Annotated in this window: 13 protein-coding genes; 4 read left to right on the forward strand and 9 right to left on the reverse strand. The window is 61.2% G+C overall.

Translation table 11 applies throughout. The features are described 5' to 3' along the window. Positions 1-76 precede the first annotated feature (76 nt). A complete protein-coding gene (locus QMK17_RS12050; protein WP_283509346.1) occupies positions 77-676 on the forward strand; it encodes a hypothetical protein in 600 nt (199 codons plus the stop codon). A gap of 77 nt (positions 677-753) precedes the next feature. On the opposite strand, the gene pabB is transcribed toward QMK17_RS12050, so the two are convergent. The 3 genes from pabB to QMK17_RS12065 form a co-directional block, all read right to left on the reverse strand. Further along, entirely contained in the window at positions 754-2,796 is a 2,043-nt protein-coding gene (gene pabB, locus QMK17_RS12055; RefSeq protein WP_283509348.1) for an aminodeoxychorismate synthase component I, read from the reverse strand. 9 nt (positions 2,797-2,805) lie between these two features. After that, complete coding sequence (locus QMK17_RS12060; protein WP_283509350.1) at positions 2,806-3,120, reverse strand: chorismate mutase; 315 nt, start codon at positions 3,118-3,120, stop codon at positions 2,806-2,808. A 288-nt stretch (positions 3,121-3,408) separates the two neighbouring features. Continuing rightward, on the reverse strand, positions 3,409-3,747 hold the full coding sequence (locus QMK17_RS12065; protein ID WP_283509371.1) for an RNA polymerase-binding protein RbpA: 339 nt from the start codon (positions 3,745-3,747) through the stop codon (positions 3,409-3,411). 222 nt (positions 3,748-3,969) lie between these two features. On the opposite strand from QMK17_RS12065, the gene QMK17_RS12070 reads away from it, so the two are divergent. From QMK17_RS12070 to QMK17_RS12080, 3 genes are all read left to right on the forward strand, one after another. Then, positions 3,970-4,302, forward strand: a complete 333-nt coding sequence (locus QMK17_RS12070) for a hypothetical protein (RefSeq protein WP_283509372.1) — start codon at positions 3,970-3,972, stop codon at positions 4,300-4,302. A gap of 189 nt (positions 4,303-4,491) precedes the next feature. Next, positions 4,492-4,947 carry a tellurite resistance TerB family protein gene (locus QMK17_RS12075; protein ID WP_283509373.1) on the forward strand — a complete coding sequence of 152 codons (456 nt, stop codon included), beginning with the start codon at positions 4,492-4,494 and terminating at the stop codon, positions 4,945-4,947. Between the two features lie 26 nt (positions 4,948-4,973). Then, on the forward strand, positions 4,974-5,462 hold the full coding sequence (locus tag QMK17_RS12080) for a DUF6328 family protein (RefSeq protein ID WP_283509374.1): 489 nt from the start codon (positions 4,974-4,976) through the stop codon (positions 5,460-5,462). 21 nt (positions 5,463-5,483) lie between these two features. On the opposite strand, the gene QMK17_RS12085 is transcribed toward QMK17_RS12080, so the two are convergent. The 6 genes from QMK17_RS12085 to QMK17_RS12110 all read right to left on the reverse strand — a co-directional run bounded on the left by QMK17_RS12085 (position 5,484) and on the right by QMK17_RS12110 (position 14,706). Further along, positions 5,484-6,977: an amidase gene (locus QMK17_RS12085; protein WP_283509375.1), complete on the reverse strand. Its 1,494-nt coding sequence runs from the start codon at positions 6,975-6,977 to the stop codon at positions 5,484-5,486. An 83-nt stretch (positions 6,978-7,060) separates the two neighbouring features. Next, entirely contained in the window at positions 7,061-7,891 is an 831-nt protein-coding gene (locus QMK17_RS12090; RefSeq protein ID WP_283509376.1) for an alpha/beta fold hydrolase, read from the reverse strand. 194 nt (positions 7,892-8,085) lie between these two features. Next, positions 8,086-9,726, reverse strand: coding sequence for an ArnT family glycosyltransferase (locus QMK17_RS12095; protein WP_283509377.1), 1,641 nt, complete (start codon positions 9,724-9,726; stop codon positions 8,086-8,088). After that, positions 9,723-11,222, reverse strand: a complete 1,500-nt coding sequence (locus QMK17_RS12100) for a glycosyltransferase (RefSeq protein WP_283509379.1) — start codon at positions 11,220-11,222, stop codon at positions 9,723-9,725. The genes QMK17_RS12095 and QMK17_RS12100 overlap by 4 nt, the downstream gene beginning before the upstream one ends. After that, entirely contained in the window at positions 11,219-12,718 is a 1,500-nt protein-coding gene (locus QMK17_RS12105) for a hypothetical protein (RefSeq protein WP_283509380.1), read from the reverse strand. The genes QMK17_RS12100 and QMK17_RS12105 overlap by 4 nt, the downstream gene beginning before the upstream one ends. Beyond that, on the reverse strand, positions 12,715-14,706 hold the full coding sequence (locus tag QMK17_RS12110) for a hypothetical protein (RefSeq protein WP_283509381.1): 1,992 nt from the start codon (positions 14,704-14,706) through the stop codon (positions 12,715-12,717). The genes QMK17_RS12105 and QMK17_RS12110 overlap by 4 nt, the downstream gene beginning before the upstream one ends. Positions 14,707-14,894 lie beyond the last annotated feature (188 nt).

The raw sequence follows: 14,894 nt of genomic DNA on the forward strand, positions 1-14,894 counted from the left end.
GGCGCGCGAGTAATACGATTGCCCGCATCATTCGAATAATTTGTCCGACAACGGTCTGGGGATGCCTGTGAAGAAAATGAAGTCAGTGACGACGATGGCGGTCGCGGTTTTGGCTGCCACTTCGGTGACGATCGCGGTCGGAGCCGGCACAGCCAATGCGGACCCGACAGAATCTGTCGGCTACCAAACCTCGGTCACCACCGAAGGCGCGGTCAGTACTGTCCTCGATGCGGGTGCTTTTCGCATCGAGCAGTCCAGTAACACCGTCGATGTCGTGGGCAGTTCAGGAATGGTACTGGCGAGTCTGCCCCTGACATATTTCCTCAACGGCGCAACGTATTCGATTGCTCCGGTGCTCCAGGGGGATCGTCAACTGCTCCTGACGCCTCAGCCTGCGTCACTGGTCAACGAGGTGGCCGGGCCGGTGAGCAAGCAGGCCGCACTCGACAACATGATCAATCAGATCGTTATCGGCTACACCAACGGCGGCGCGATGGGCACCGCGGTCGGGGCTGGACTCGGATTTGCGATCGGGTGCGTGTCGATCTTCCCTAACTTCATCGCAGGGTGCATCATCGGAACCGCTATCGGTGTCGTGGCGGGGACGATCATCGGCACACTGAATGCCAATCCAAATGTTCAGCCAGCGGTGTTCGAGTACTTCACCGCTCCCTGACTCGCAGATCGACCCGAAAAGGGGCGGTAAGACGCAGTGCGTCCTACCGCCCCTTTCGTATCGGAATTCCTGCGTCGTCAGCTAGTGTGTCTCGCCAACGCGCGGCGCATGGACACCGCTTTGACCATGGTTTCTTCGAATTCTTCTTCAGGATCCGACAGAGCAACGATGGCACCCCCGACTCCGAAGGTGACGTCGTGTTCGGTCGACACGATCGTCCTGATGACGATCGAGAAGTCGGCCGTGCCGGTGAGCGAGAAGTATCCGATCGCGCCCGAGTACACACCGCGAGGGCCGTCCTCCAGCTTGTCGATGATGGCCATCGTTCGGATTTTCGGCGCACCGGTCATCGACCCCCCGGGAAACGCAGCACTGACGCAATCGACAGCCGATGTGTCATCGCGAAGCCTGCCCCTGACGGTGGAGACCAGTTGATGAACGGGCGCATATGTCTCGACGTCGAACAATTTGGGCACATGGACCGAACCAGGCACGCACACCCGGGCCAGATCGTTTCGGACCAGATCGACAATCATCAAATTCTCGGCTTTGTCCTTCTCGTTCGCGAGCAGATCGCTTCGCAGCAACGAGTCCTCTTCCGGAGTCCGGCCGCGAGGACGTGTGCCCTTGATTGGCTTCGACTCCACGATTCGGTCGGCGTCGATTCGAAGAAATCTTTCGGGTGATGCACTCGAGACGGAGAGATCGTCGAAACCGAGAAACGCGCTGTAGGGCGTCGGATTGATTTCTCGAAGGTAAGAATACGTGCCGAATGCATCGATGGGCCCGGGAAAGGTGGCGCTGTTGGTCAGGCAGACCTCATATGTCTCGCCCGATCGAATTTCGGCCAGGCACTGCTCGATCAGAGCAAGGTAGTGCTCACGGTCGTGGCGCAGCGGAAGTTCGGTGTCGAACTGCGGTGCGATGAGAGGTGATTGGTATGACGGCAGGGCTTTGCCACCATCGCGAAGACTGGCGAGCGACGCGGTGATCGAATCAAACCAGTTCGCAGCCTCAGGGTCCGTGTGGTCGACCACAAGTGCCATCGCATAACAGGTTCCGGTGTTGTGGTCGAAAACTAGCGCGCGGTCCGCGAACACCAGGGATGCGTCGGGTGTCGGCGCGGTGTGGACCAACTGACCGCCGACGTCTGCTTTCAGTTCGTACCCGAGGTATCCCACGTACCCGAGCGCGAAGGAGAAGGGAAGATCGTGAAGTGGGGGAGTGGCTCTGTTCTCGAGTTGCTGATTCAGATAATCGAAGACCGTCGAATCGACCGAGTGGACGGTTCCGTCCGGTCGATGGACATCGACCCGTCGTTCGCCGACCCGATACGTGATGTACTCCGCGAGCGGACCGGAAGAATCTCCCATGATCGTGAACCGGGAATCCGGCTCGACGGCCGCGCTTCCATCTAGCCAAAAACTGTTCGGTCCCGACGCGAACAGAGCTCCGAAAACCTGTTCAGTATCGAAATCGCCTTCGATGCAGCGAGTTTCGATGACATACGGCGACTGTTCCGCTACCGGTGCCGCAGCACCGAACGAGCGCGTCAAATCACGGAAGTTGGAGAGCAATTTGCGGCCGTACTCAGTGCTGATCGACTCTGGATGAAATTGAACTCCCCACATCGGCCGGCTCCGGTGCCTGACGGCCATGATGATTCCGTCGGCCGTCCATGCACACGGCTCCAGCTCGTCGGGAAGTTCCAGCGCAGTCAGCGAATGGTATCGGACCACGGAGTAGGGAGACGGGATGTCCTCGAAGAGATCCGTCCCGGTGTGGGTGATCTCCGAGACTCGGCCGTGCATCGGAACCGGCGCCAGATCGACCCGTCCGCCCAGCAACTGGCACAGGGCTTGGTGTCCCAGGCACACGCCGAGCAAGGGAAGCTGACTGTCGAGAACTGCACGCGCACTGATCCCCAGGTCATGTGGAGTCGATGGCCGTCCGGGCCCGGGCGAGACGACGATGTTGTCGAAGCTGTCCAGTTCGAGCGAATCCCAGTCCACATCGTTGCGGACGACCACTGGAGGGGTTCCGTTGACTTCACACAGCAAGCTATAGAGGTTGTATGTGAACGAGTCGTAATTGTCGATCAACAGAGTGCGCACTGCCATCGTCGTCACCTATCCACGATCGCCCGCGGTGGAATCCGCCTCGATGATGAGGTCTTCCACTCGGCAAGCCTCGGCTATGAGTAGTTCGTACACCGAGGCCAGAAAATCCTCGGACATGCCATGTTCCCGCGCGAAGTCACGAGCGCGTTCTTGTACGACGCCTACGCGACCCGGTTGCATCATCGGAATCTCGAACTCGCTCTTCACGAGTGCAACACGCGAGCAAATCTCGATGCGTTCTCTGATGCACTCACGTAGTCGCTCGTCCACGGCATCGAGGTCTCGGCGTAGCGACGTCAAGTGAATGCCATGCTCGTCGATCACGTGTCGTCGCCCCCTTGGTCCACTGTCGATTTCCTGCCTCGCTCTACTACGGCAGTTGACAAATTGATCGTCCTCTCGGCGTCGATCGTTACCTTCGATCGAATAGCAGGATCACCATAATTGCATTTACTTGTGGCAGTGGCATCCCGACTACCCGGGAGTCGGACAATTGTTTTCGTATCGACGCCGAACTGGCTCTCGAAACAAACCGCATGATCTGAAACCAACAAAAAACTGCGCCGTACGAATGTTTTCAATTCGTGCGGCGCAGCTATTCGGATTGCGGAGTCAGGCTCCGCGGCGCTTTACCTTCAAAAGGTCCATTCTTTCCTTCAGCAACTCCTCGAGCTCCTCGACGGACCGCCGCTCGAGCAACATGTCCCAGTGAGTGCGGGGAGGCTTGACCTTCTTCGCCTCGGGCGCGGTGCCCTCGAGCAAGGAACCTTCCAAGCCGTTGCGGCAGGCCCACGTGCCGGGAATCTCTGCATCGTCGGCGAATGGGATATCGAACTCTTCGCCATTGTCGCAGCGGTAGCGAGCAACCCGACGAGGCGCGAGATCGTGGTCACGATCGGTCTCGTAGCTCACGGCTCCGAGTCGACTGCCCCTTAGTACGCGATCTGCCATTATGAAGTCCTCTCCCTCGATAGTGCGTGTTCGTCCACGGCCCGAAGGTCACCCTTCCGGTCCGGTGCTGTGCGGCGCGCAGACTTCACGCGAGCTGCACTCGACTCACAGATTGTTCAACGCGCGTTCGGTTCGAATCGTTCCCGGTTCGGCCGACGACACGGATGGCTCCGCGCACACGTCCGCGTTATTCTACCGCGTCGCCGACGTAGGCTCGGGACCATGTCTGTGAAGTCGCGCCGGGTCCACGCGTGTGCATGGTGCGGCCGTGAGGTCGCCGACTCGGAAATGGGTCGTCGCCGACGGTATTGCCGACAATCCTGCAGGCAGCGGGCCTACGAGCATCGAAGCGCAGTGAAGGGGACGTCGATTCCCGAGGATGCAGTCGTGTTGTCCGCGGACGAGGCGTCTGCACTCGTCGACCGAATGTTCGAGGTGCGATGTGCTGCCGAAGACGTGGCAACGGCCGTGAACGAGGGTGCTGAGTCGAACGAACTCGCGCTGATGTGCGCCGATTTGGTGACCCGAGCCAAGGACGCCGAGCGGCTCCGCTGAAAACTCGCGGGACGGGCAGCAACGTGGTCGGGAACCGGACACTCCGCGCTTACGGCGAATGGCCGGTGCACGTATATGACGGCCCACTGCAGCCCTAGCAGCAGATTCGGGCATATCGGTCGTCTGAAGGGCACAATGGTGGCGATCGCACGGCAGTGCGGCGCGAAAATGCGAGAGTGAAGGATTTTCATGGCTTTCTGGGACCAATTGAAGGCGAAAGCCACCGAACTCAACGGGCAACTTCAGACCAAGACCGTCCAGTTCAAGAACAAGGAATTTGCCAACGGCAGCATGGCGATGTGCGCACTGATCGCCGCCGCGGACGGAAAAATCGACCCTGCCGAACGTCAGAAGACAGCCGCGTTGATCGCAAGCAACGAAGCACTCAAGGTGTTCCCACCGGACGAGTTGCGTCAGAAGTTCGATTGGTACTGCGACAAACTCGACGGAGATTTCGACTTCGGCAAGGTCGAAGCTACAGCAACGATCGGAAAGTTGAAGAGCAAACCGGATCAGGCTCGCGCGGTGATCCAGATCGGCATCATCATCGGCGGCGCCGATGGGCTGTTCGATGACCACGAGAAGACTGCGGTTCGCAATGCCTGCTTCGCTGTGGGCATCGACCCGGTCGAATTCGAACTGTGACGCTCGGACCCGTCTAGTCTGAGCCGATGGCAGCACACGAGGACGACGATCAGACTGCATGGAACAGCAAGGTACGCAACGAAACTCCGACACAGCAGTTGGACAGGAATTGGTTGGAGCTTCTGCAAGAGCTGAGGGTTGTACAAACCGGTGTTCAGCTTCTGACTGGCTTCCTGCTCACTGTGCCGTTTCAGAGTCGCTTCGACGATCTGTCGACAACCGGGCACGTGGTGTACTTGTTTACAGTGTCCGCATCGATCATGGCGACGATATTGCTCGTCGCCCCGGTCGGTATGCACCGCTTGCTGTTTCGTCGACGAGCGCTCGGCGTGCTGGTACGAGTCGGCAATCGCCTCGCGATCAGCGGACTGATCATGTTGGGGGTTACCCTTGTCGGGGCCGTGGCGTTGACGTTCGAGATCGTTCTCGGTCTCAGCGCCGCCGCCCCGGCCGCGGCTGTCGTGGGGCTGATCCTTGTGGGGCTGTGGTTCGTTCTTCCACGCGCCTACCGTTGAGTCGCTGACGGGGCAACCCGGTCAGCGATCGCGTGGGACGGGCGGAAACCGATGGATCCAGGGCTGGGCTTCTTCGAGTTGTGCGGCCAGACGCAACAGGACGTTTTCGGAACCCAATGCGCCGACGAACTGCACACCCAGCGGGAGCCCGTCGTCGGTCCAGTGGAGTGGGATGCTGATTGCGGGGCGACCTGTCACGTTCGCGAGTTGAGTGTAAGGAACCCACCCCAGGCCGTCCTCGACCGTTTGATCCAACACTCCGCTGATCGACATGAACCGACCTCCATGAAGGGCGTGTACGACGCGCGCGGCCGCGTGGACCAGGGGAGAGGTGGCCGTGAAGCCGATCAGCGGCGGGGGAGTCGCAAGAGTGGGCGTCAGCAGAAAGTCGAAACCCTCGTGAAATGCTGCGAGGGATCGAACGTAGGTCTTGGTGTTCTCCAGCGCGGCAACAGGAGTCGTCATCCCGCTATATCGACCGAACTCGGCAATTCCGAGAGTATCGGCTTCGAAATCCGAATTCTTTGCGCCGGTGCGTTGTTTGATGTCGGAGACCTGCGCTGTGACCTGAGCGAACCAAATCGACAGGAAGTCACGTGAGAGTGCCCAGTCGTCGTACGGCGGGGCGACCTGTTCCGTTCTGTGGCCCAGGTCGTCGAGCAGTTTCACTGTCCTCTCGACCGCAGCTACCGCTTCTCGGTCTGGGTGAGGATTGACCGCAGACTTCGTCGTCCATCCGATTCGGAGCCCGGCAGGCCTCTGGTTCAGGCCTTTCGCGTAGGGCTCTGTCGGGAAGCCGGCGAGATAGTCGGCATTGGGGTCGGGTGCCACGATCGCGTCGTACAGTGCGGCGCTGTCCCTGACCGTCCGACTGACGACTCCTTGACTGACCATGCCGAACATCACTTCGCCGCTCTGCGGTCCGTACGGTGACAAACCGCGACCGAGCTTCAGACCTACCAGGCCGGTACACGCAGCAGGGATTCGTATCGATCCACCTCCGTCGTTCGCACCCGCAGCAGGCACTATCCCGGCTGCCACCGCTGCAGCCGATCCGCCCGAGGAACCGCCTGGAGTTCGGCTGTGATTCCACGGGTTTCGGGATGGTCCCCAGAAGTCCGGCTCGGTCACCCCTTTGGCACCCAATTCAGGAGTGTTGGTCTTGCCGAAAATGACGAGTCCTGCGTCGAGAAAACGCTGCGTGATCAGTGCGTGTTCGCTGGCGATGTCGCGCGAGAGCGAGCGCGAACCGTAGGACGTCGGATATCCCCGGTATTCTTGAGCAAGGTCCTTGATCAAGAATGGCACACCGGCTAACGGGCCGGACAAATATGCACTCGAGGCTTGGGCGTCGGCCTCCGGACCGATCGCCACCACGATGGAGTTGAGATCACCGTCCACTAGATCGGCTCGGCTCCGCGCGAGTTGTAGCAATTGCGCTGCGGTCACTGCGCCGGCACGAACCTGTTCCGCCAGAGCGACGGCGTCGAACGAGGCATACTCGCGAAAGTCCACTGGAAAACCCTAACCTGTTTTCAGGTGCCTGCCGCGCGAATTTCGGGACGGCGGTCACCGACAACTCAGCCACGCTGAAAAGGTCAGTGAATCGGTACGAATCCTTTGAGCGCAGCGATCAGCGCACCTGGTTGATCTTCAGGGATGAGGGTCCAGGAGTCGTCGATCATGATCAGCTCTGCGTTGGGTAACAATTCTACGAGTCGGTGCGCGTGCTGCAACGGCATCATCCGATCCTCCGTGGCCCACACCACCAATGCCGGGCGATCGAAGGTAGCCAAGCGAGAGCTCCACTTCAGCAAACTTTTCCGACTCGGCGTACCGGTCGCAAACTTGCTCAGATCGCGCCGAATCTTGCGATCGTCAGAAGCCGGCGAAAACCAATCGTCCATGATGTCGTCCGGAACGCCGCGCTTGCTCAGCCCTCCATAAGTCTTCGGGTCGTGCCGAAAGAATCTGGTACGAAACAACTGCATCAGTAACCTTGTGCCACCGGGGATCCGGCACAAGGCCGCCAATGGACGCGCAGGCTTGGGCGGGAAGTTGTCGAAGGCTTCACACGAGATCAGTACCAATCGACCGAGACGATCCGCGCGGTTGTCGGAGACGATGAATTGGCCACCGCCCCAATCGTTGAGTACCAATGTCACGTCGGAGAGCTCCAGCGCGTCCAGAAAGTCGGCGAGAATCCGAGCAACACCGAGTTGGCTGAGATCGGCGTCTCGGTTCATCGGCCGACGGTGGGCACCAAGGGGCAGAGTCGGCGCGATACATCGGTAGGCGTCGAGCTGCGGAATGACCTTGCGCCACTGCGACTCGTTCATCAGCAGGCCATGTCCGAACACCAGTACGGGTCCGCGCCCACCGGTGTCGGTGTAGTCGAGAGGACCTGCTGGTAAAACCACAGTGGGCATAATCCCTCCGATTGGATAGATCGTTCTATTATGTCCGGTTGGTAGATTACGCGGAGAAGACCGTCAGGGGTACACGCGAGCCGGTCTGCAGGCCGAGGGGCCAAAGGCACTCGCGTTCGTATTTCACCAGCGTGGAGTACATCAACCGCGTGCGGTACTCGCGGGTGGGTGGTTGGGGGAGGGGGTAGGCCGCATCAGCTTCCTATGCGGTAGACCCGCCAATTCGGCTGATCGGCACCGGTGTTGGGAACCTCATAGTCGAGTGTTGCGATCATGCCGCCGTTGTCGTAGATGCTCGGATACCGGCGGTTGAGAGCGTCGGACTGCCCGCGGCCCGTGTTGGGCACTGTCAACATGAAGCGGACTCCAGCTGCTGCGGGATCGTTGAGGATTGTGGTGAAGTCTTGGTCGGACGGTACGACGAACCGCGTCGGATGAGCAGAGGCTGCGAGCACCGCGAAACCGTAGACGGTGTCGACGATGATCGACCCGTCGGGCAGATCTTGCCGATCGAGGTACGCGGCGAGCTTACGCTCGGTGGAGAACGACGCCAGGATGCGCTGCGCTGCCACCGCTTCGGCGTCGGCAGCTTGTGGGCGGTCGTCCAGAAGGTGACCCAACGCGTATTGCTGGCTCGACAATGACTGCCGCAACATGGCCCACCCCGTCACGGGAATGGCCAGTACGGACAGGACCACTGTGGCCGCGATCAACGCCGGAGCGACCCGAACCTCAGCAAATCGTTCGCGGCGGAACGCGCCTGGTCTGCGGGTGCGTACAGCAGCTCGACCAGGCACTATCTGGATCAACGCGACGACGGCGAGCGGGATCGCGCAGATGTAGAAACGCAGGAATCCGAAGGTCGAGCCGCTGATGTAGCTGGCGGCTTGAAACGCCAGAATCGCACCGAACACGACGGGAGCCACCAGAGCCCCCAAGTCCCGCCGCGCCCGTGCAAGGACTCCAGTTGCGGGCAGAACCAGCGGCAGGATCGGACCCAGCACAATGATCGCTGCGACCGCATAGACAGCATTGCTCAACGGCGCTCCGGTAGATCCCCCGGATTGCTCGAGGATGGCTGCGTTGCCGTAACTCGATGACAACTGAGCCAGCGCCTCCCCGGTGATCAGCCAACTCGTCACACTCCACACCACGAAAGCGACGAAACCGGGTCCGGCGACGAGCACCGCGTCGAGAAGTGCCTGACGGCGCATGGTCCGCCACGAGCCTCGCCCGCAACGCAGCAACGTCACACCAGCCACCAGAAATGCCGCCCCGGCGATGGCCACGACACCGTCGTACCGGGTGAGATAGGCGAGCGCCAAAGCGATCCCGGCGACAATGAGATCGTGCACATCGTCGGTATCCACCCACCGAATCAGCCGCCGCACAGCCCAACAGGTGAAGAACAGGAACACCGCTTCGCTCATACCGTTGGCGCCGTAGAACAAGATCATCGGGTTGATCGCGAACAGAACAGCGATCAATGAGCTGTGGCGCCCGGTGAGTCCTCGGTCGCGACAGATTCCGAGAATTATCATCACCGTCCCGGCCATGAACAATGCGGAGACCGCGATGCCCGAGATGTTCCACCGCGTGATGCCCGTCCACCACGCAGACAGCGCCACGAGCGGTAACTGCAGCAGCGCGGTGAGCGGCGTGAAGATGAAACCGATGGCCGAGACGTGAGGGTCTCGGCTCAACAGCACCGACTGTGCGGCCGAGGTCCGAGCGAGCGCGTCACCGAGCATGTAGCCGAATCGGAGGCTGAGGGTCAGGCCGATCGCCAAGTACCCCGCGAAGGCCGCGAAGAACAGGCCTGGACGCGCGCTCACTCCACCGGCTCCTCGGCGGGGTCGCGTGCTGGTGCGGACAATCCGTGAAAAGTCTTCTCCCAGTACGACGGGTTGCGAACCAGTTGCCAGCATCCCTTGATCGCGGCGACGCTCATCATCATCCAGTACAGCGGCATCGTGAGGCTCGGGACGAGCAAGTACGCGTTGCCGCTTTCCCGGCTTGCGATCAGGTACATATACACGGTGGCGACGTTGCCGACGATCAACGACACCAAGGAGAAATAGTAGATGTACGGAGGGAACAACGCCGCGATCAGCGTCGGTTGCCCGAGGATCCAGGCCGCGGTCGTGAACCAGAAGATCATGTTGATGCACGCGGTGATCGGCGTTCCGGCAAGCAGGAGCGTGAATCGGTACGTTCCGACCGGTCCGAGCGCACGCCACGTGTCCCGCGGGCGACGCATATGCACCAACCAGGTCTGGAGATAGCCCTTGTACCAGCGGGACCGTTGCCTGATCCAGTTGATCGGGTCACTGTTCGCCTCTTCGAGCGTTGTCGAATCCAGCACCGCGGTGGAATATCCGGAGGCAGCGATGCGGACCCCGAGGTCGGCGTCTTCGGTGACATTGAATCCGTCCCACGCGCCCACTTCCTCGATGACGTCGGCGCGAAGATGGTTGGATGTTCCGCCCAGAGGGATCGGTGACGTGCTTTTCATCAGCCCCGGCAGCAGGTAGCCGAACCACAACGCGTAGTCGGCGGTGAACCAGCCGGTCAATAGATTCTGAGAACCGTTGTGAAAGGCCAATTTCGCCTGCACGCATGCCACAGTCGAGGGCAGCCGTTCGAACGCGGCCACGACGCGGCGCAGCTGCAATCGCTCCGGGAGATCCTCGGCGTCGAAGATCGTGATGATCGAGCCCGTCGCGAAGTGCAGTCCGTAGTTGCAGGCTTTCGGCTTCGTCCGTGGGTCACTCGCAGGAACGAGTACGACGTCGACGATCTCGCTGACTCCACTCGCTGCCGCGGCGGAGATGGTGACGTCGTCGTCCTCTTCGAGAAGCAGCAGGACTTGCAGTTTGTCGGCTGGGTAGTCGAGGCTTGTCATCGCCGCGATGAGGTCACCGACCACTTCTGGTTCGTCGTACGCAGGGACGAGGATGGTGTACAAGGGCAGCCGATCGTACGGAATGGCAAGCGCTTCCTCGTCGGTCACTGTGACGATCGCCGACGCATCCAGTCCGCGTGAAAAGAGTAACAATCTGTCGGCCATCATCGCGATGTAGCCGATGGTGCTCGAGACCGTGATCGCCAACAGCGTGTAGAGCGGCGCCAGCACTGCGCACACCACCATCACGGCGACGAACGAGAGCGCGGTGTACTTCTGCCACGGAACGAAAGCGACCGCTGCGGACGCCAACGGGTGTCGCCGGGCCAATCCGTTGACGGCGTCGTCGAGCGCGAATGCTCGAAATTCATCCGATTCCTCCCCGACGCGAGGAGGAACGCTGACGACGCGAGGAGGGACGCTCACGAGGCATCCCATTGCTCGGCGACGAGAGCAGTGCCGAAAGCAGTCAAGAGTTCTCGGTCCTTGTAGTCGGGATTGTTGTCGACGGCGATGGCGTTGCCGCGCAGGAAGGTTGCGAACCCGGTACGGAGGTTCGACGCCATGGACGGAGCCGGCTGGGGGAAAACGGCGTCGGCTTCGTGATTGTCGACGCTGATCACGGTGACCCGCTGAGTAACGTCACCGCGCACCCAGGTGTATACCAGCTTCGTCCAGGTCAGCAGCAGCGCATCGCTGACCGAGGTGTACAACGCCGCTGTCACATCGTGCCCGAGATCGACCGACAGTGCGTTGCTGGTCCGTGTATTACCGAGACGGTACAGCGTGCTCTCGGGGTAGACCGCCAGGCTGGCGCGATTGACCGTCGACAGTGAATCCACGACGACGGTCCGGGGGCGAGAATCGATGTCCCATGCCGGATTTCCCTCATTCGCCCGCATTTCTTGCCGGGTGAGCGTCGCAGTACGACCGAAATAGGTTTTGGCCCAGCTGAATTCCTCCACACCGTTCTGTGCCCACCCATCGGGCACCGTCAATTCAGTCCCGGGAGGGCCGGGGGTCCCGGCGATCGCGGTCTGGTCCGGTAGCGGAACGATGAGCAGCACGAGCGCCGAGAGTCCAACGACGACCACCGAGCTGACTGATCGCTTCGCTGTCACCGGTGCGATGCGATCGGAGAGCGGGCTCTTCGACTTTCCGCGGCGCGCGACGAAATAGAAAACGATGCCGGTTGTGGCAGCGGCTCCCACCGTCGGGATGAGCTGCAGCATCGAGATGTGCGCACCCGGCCATCCCGCCAACATCACTGCCAGAATTGCGAATCCGGCGATGACCGTGCACACGAACCCGAGCCAGCCGCGGCGTCGGGTTCGGCCGACGGCAATTGCTCCAGCCGCCCCGGCCAGGACGACAAGAACCGCGCCGTAGGCGAATCGGCTGCCACCGACGGTGATTGCTGCCATTCGGTACAGCAGCGGGCTCAGGGAGAGAAGCAGTAACCACACCGACCAAAAACGTCCGACAGGGCGAAGACCGAACAGTAGAATTGTGCCGCCGAGAAAGAACACCAGACCGGCCAGCACGTCGAGGTGCACGAGTTCGTACTGGTCGGCGTACCGCGGCAACCACAGAGCCTTGATCGCGAAGGCGGTCAACAGAACCAGTCCACCGACGATGATATCGGTCTGACGGTCGTGGATCGGCAGCTCACCCGATCGACGGCGTGCGATCCCCTGTGCCGCAACCGCAGCCAGGAACGGGAGGACGAAGATGTAGGTGGTGATCGCGCCGTCGGCCGCCTCGTCCACGAGCCGGACCCACGTCGGGTAGAACGCCACGATCAAACCAGCAAGGAGCACGAGCCAGTACGCGACGATCACTCCGATGGAACGCTGCGCCCTCTTCGGCAGCGGAGTCGGCGCATCGTTCTCGGTATCTGGAATCCCGATGTCGATGGTCATGGCGCCGGCGTGGGTTCGCCACGACCGTCACGGTGTTTCCTGGACCGAAGCCACACGAGTACTGCCGCGACGATTCCGGCCAACAGCAAGAGGCCACCGGCGCACGCGGCAGCTACCGTCAGCCAATTGATGCTGTTGTCCGCGGCGGGCGCGTCCGCTTCGGCTCCGGCCAGGTCTGTGCTGGATAGCGACAGGGGCGCAATGTCCGCGGCTGCGAACAACACGTCACCGGAGAGCCCGAACCATCGCGTTGGATCCGAATCGAGCCACCCTAAGAGGCCGTCCAGCTGCTCGGGTGCATCGTTCGAGGATGCAACCACCAGCGCCGCGTCGTTCTCGGTATTCGCCACCTGCACGGTCGCGTACGGCACATCGGTACCGAGTGTCAGCACGTCGCCGCCGGCGACCGTGAACGTAGCAGTCCCGGTCGAGGACAGTGGCAGGGACACCGACTCGGGGAGCGCACCGTTCGGCGCGATGACAATTGCCGGATCGGAACCGGCCACCGCGTCGTCGACCGAGACCACCGTCGGCAGAATGGGCCTCGTCGACATCCTCTGTAGTCCATGCACGATCGTCACCGCGCGAACGACGTTCGCGAACGAGTTGTCGGACAACGAGACGTTCACCTTCGGCATCAACGCCTGCGGAAGCGAACCGAACCCAAGGGGGGTGGGCGTCGATGAATTGGAGGACTCGACGGTGCTCGAACCGTCGACGGTCACGGTCGAGGCCTCGTTTCCACACTGACTCGCACCAATCAACGGATGTTCGACGGTGACGTCGAGGGTAGTGACGCGCCCCAACGACGCGTTGGGGATCTCGATCCAGTGGTCGAGAAGACCGGTGTCGTCAGCGGGCCAGACGTCTACCGTTCGGTCGTCGATCGACGCGGTCAGTGATCCTTCGCCCGGGCTATAGTAACCGGACAGGTGCACCGACACACCGGATGCGGAGCGGCCGAGCCTGGTTTGATCCAAGGAGACCGACGCAGTGGGAGTTCCGGTGACCGTTCCGACACCGAGCGCGTCGAGGGTTGCCTGGTCCGGGGCAAGGACCGCAGGTGGATTCGATTCTCCTGCAAGAGCTTTTGTCGAGACCGCCAACTTTGCCACGTTGCTTGTGATGAGTCTCGTCTGAGTCTGCAGTTCATCTTCTGATCCGGTGATGAACAGACGTGGGGGAGCGGCGTCCATGGGGTAGATCAGTTCGGCGGCGGTGTCTTGGTTCTCGGTCAAGACGATCGACCGTTCGAACGGACCGTCGGATGGCGCAGCCAGGAGTTCCGAATCCGGCCGGACCACTACCCGAACGGTCTGCGCCCCGTAGTACTGGGTCACCGACGTGGTCAACGCCAGAGCTGCACCAACGACGTCGGCGTCGGGCTGGGCAGGAACGAAGATGGTGAGTTGCCGCAGCACCGGAGGCAGAAACTCCGATATTGTGCGCGGGACGGTCGGGGACCCCGTGTACGCGACGGCGGCGTCGATGAACCGAACAGGGTCTACCCGTACGTCAGGGCAGTAGCCACCGTCTGGGATCAGTGTCGATGACACCTCCAGCGTCACCGCTCCGTCGATCACCGGCGCCGCCCCGAGGGGGATCGAGACAGGCATCGATGCAGCATCTTGGGCGAGAACGAGACGAGAGATGGGCCTGCCGTCGGATTCGAAGTCGATCCATCCCCGGTCGAGCCACGCCGGGATCGTGACTGCCGCATCAAACGTCGTTGGGGCGGTTCCCGTCGGCACAGGCACGGTGATCTGAGTGCGACCGTCGACGCCGTAGACAGGAAGCGAGCCTCCCAGTCCGAGGTCGCTGATACCGAAAGAGAATGTCGGTTCCGGACCGTCCCCTGTTTCGGGTTGTCCAGAGGCGGGTTCGTCGATGTCCTGCCCCCATGCCGGAGTGGCCTGCAGAACAACGATCGCGAGAATTACCGGAAGTAAGAAGGCGCGTCGCGTGGATATACGTAGGACACTGGGCATGGGTTGAGTTTGGCCTTCGGGGAAGAGGAACCGACACAGTCAAGTCTGACTTTACTACCTGGGACCGCTGCCATTTCCTCGTCCGCGACGACAACGACCCGGATTCCATTGGATAGGTCCGCACGTCAAAAAACCGTGAGACCGAATTAGCAACCATAAATAGGCATGAATTCTGTTTCAACGTTGTA

The sequence above is a fragment of the Rhodococcus sp. G-MC3 genome (assembly GCF_030063335.1).
Taxonomy (GTDB): domain Bacteria; phylum Actinomycetota; class Actinomycetes; order Mycobacteriales; family Mycobacteriaceae; genus Rhodococcoides.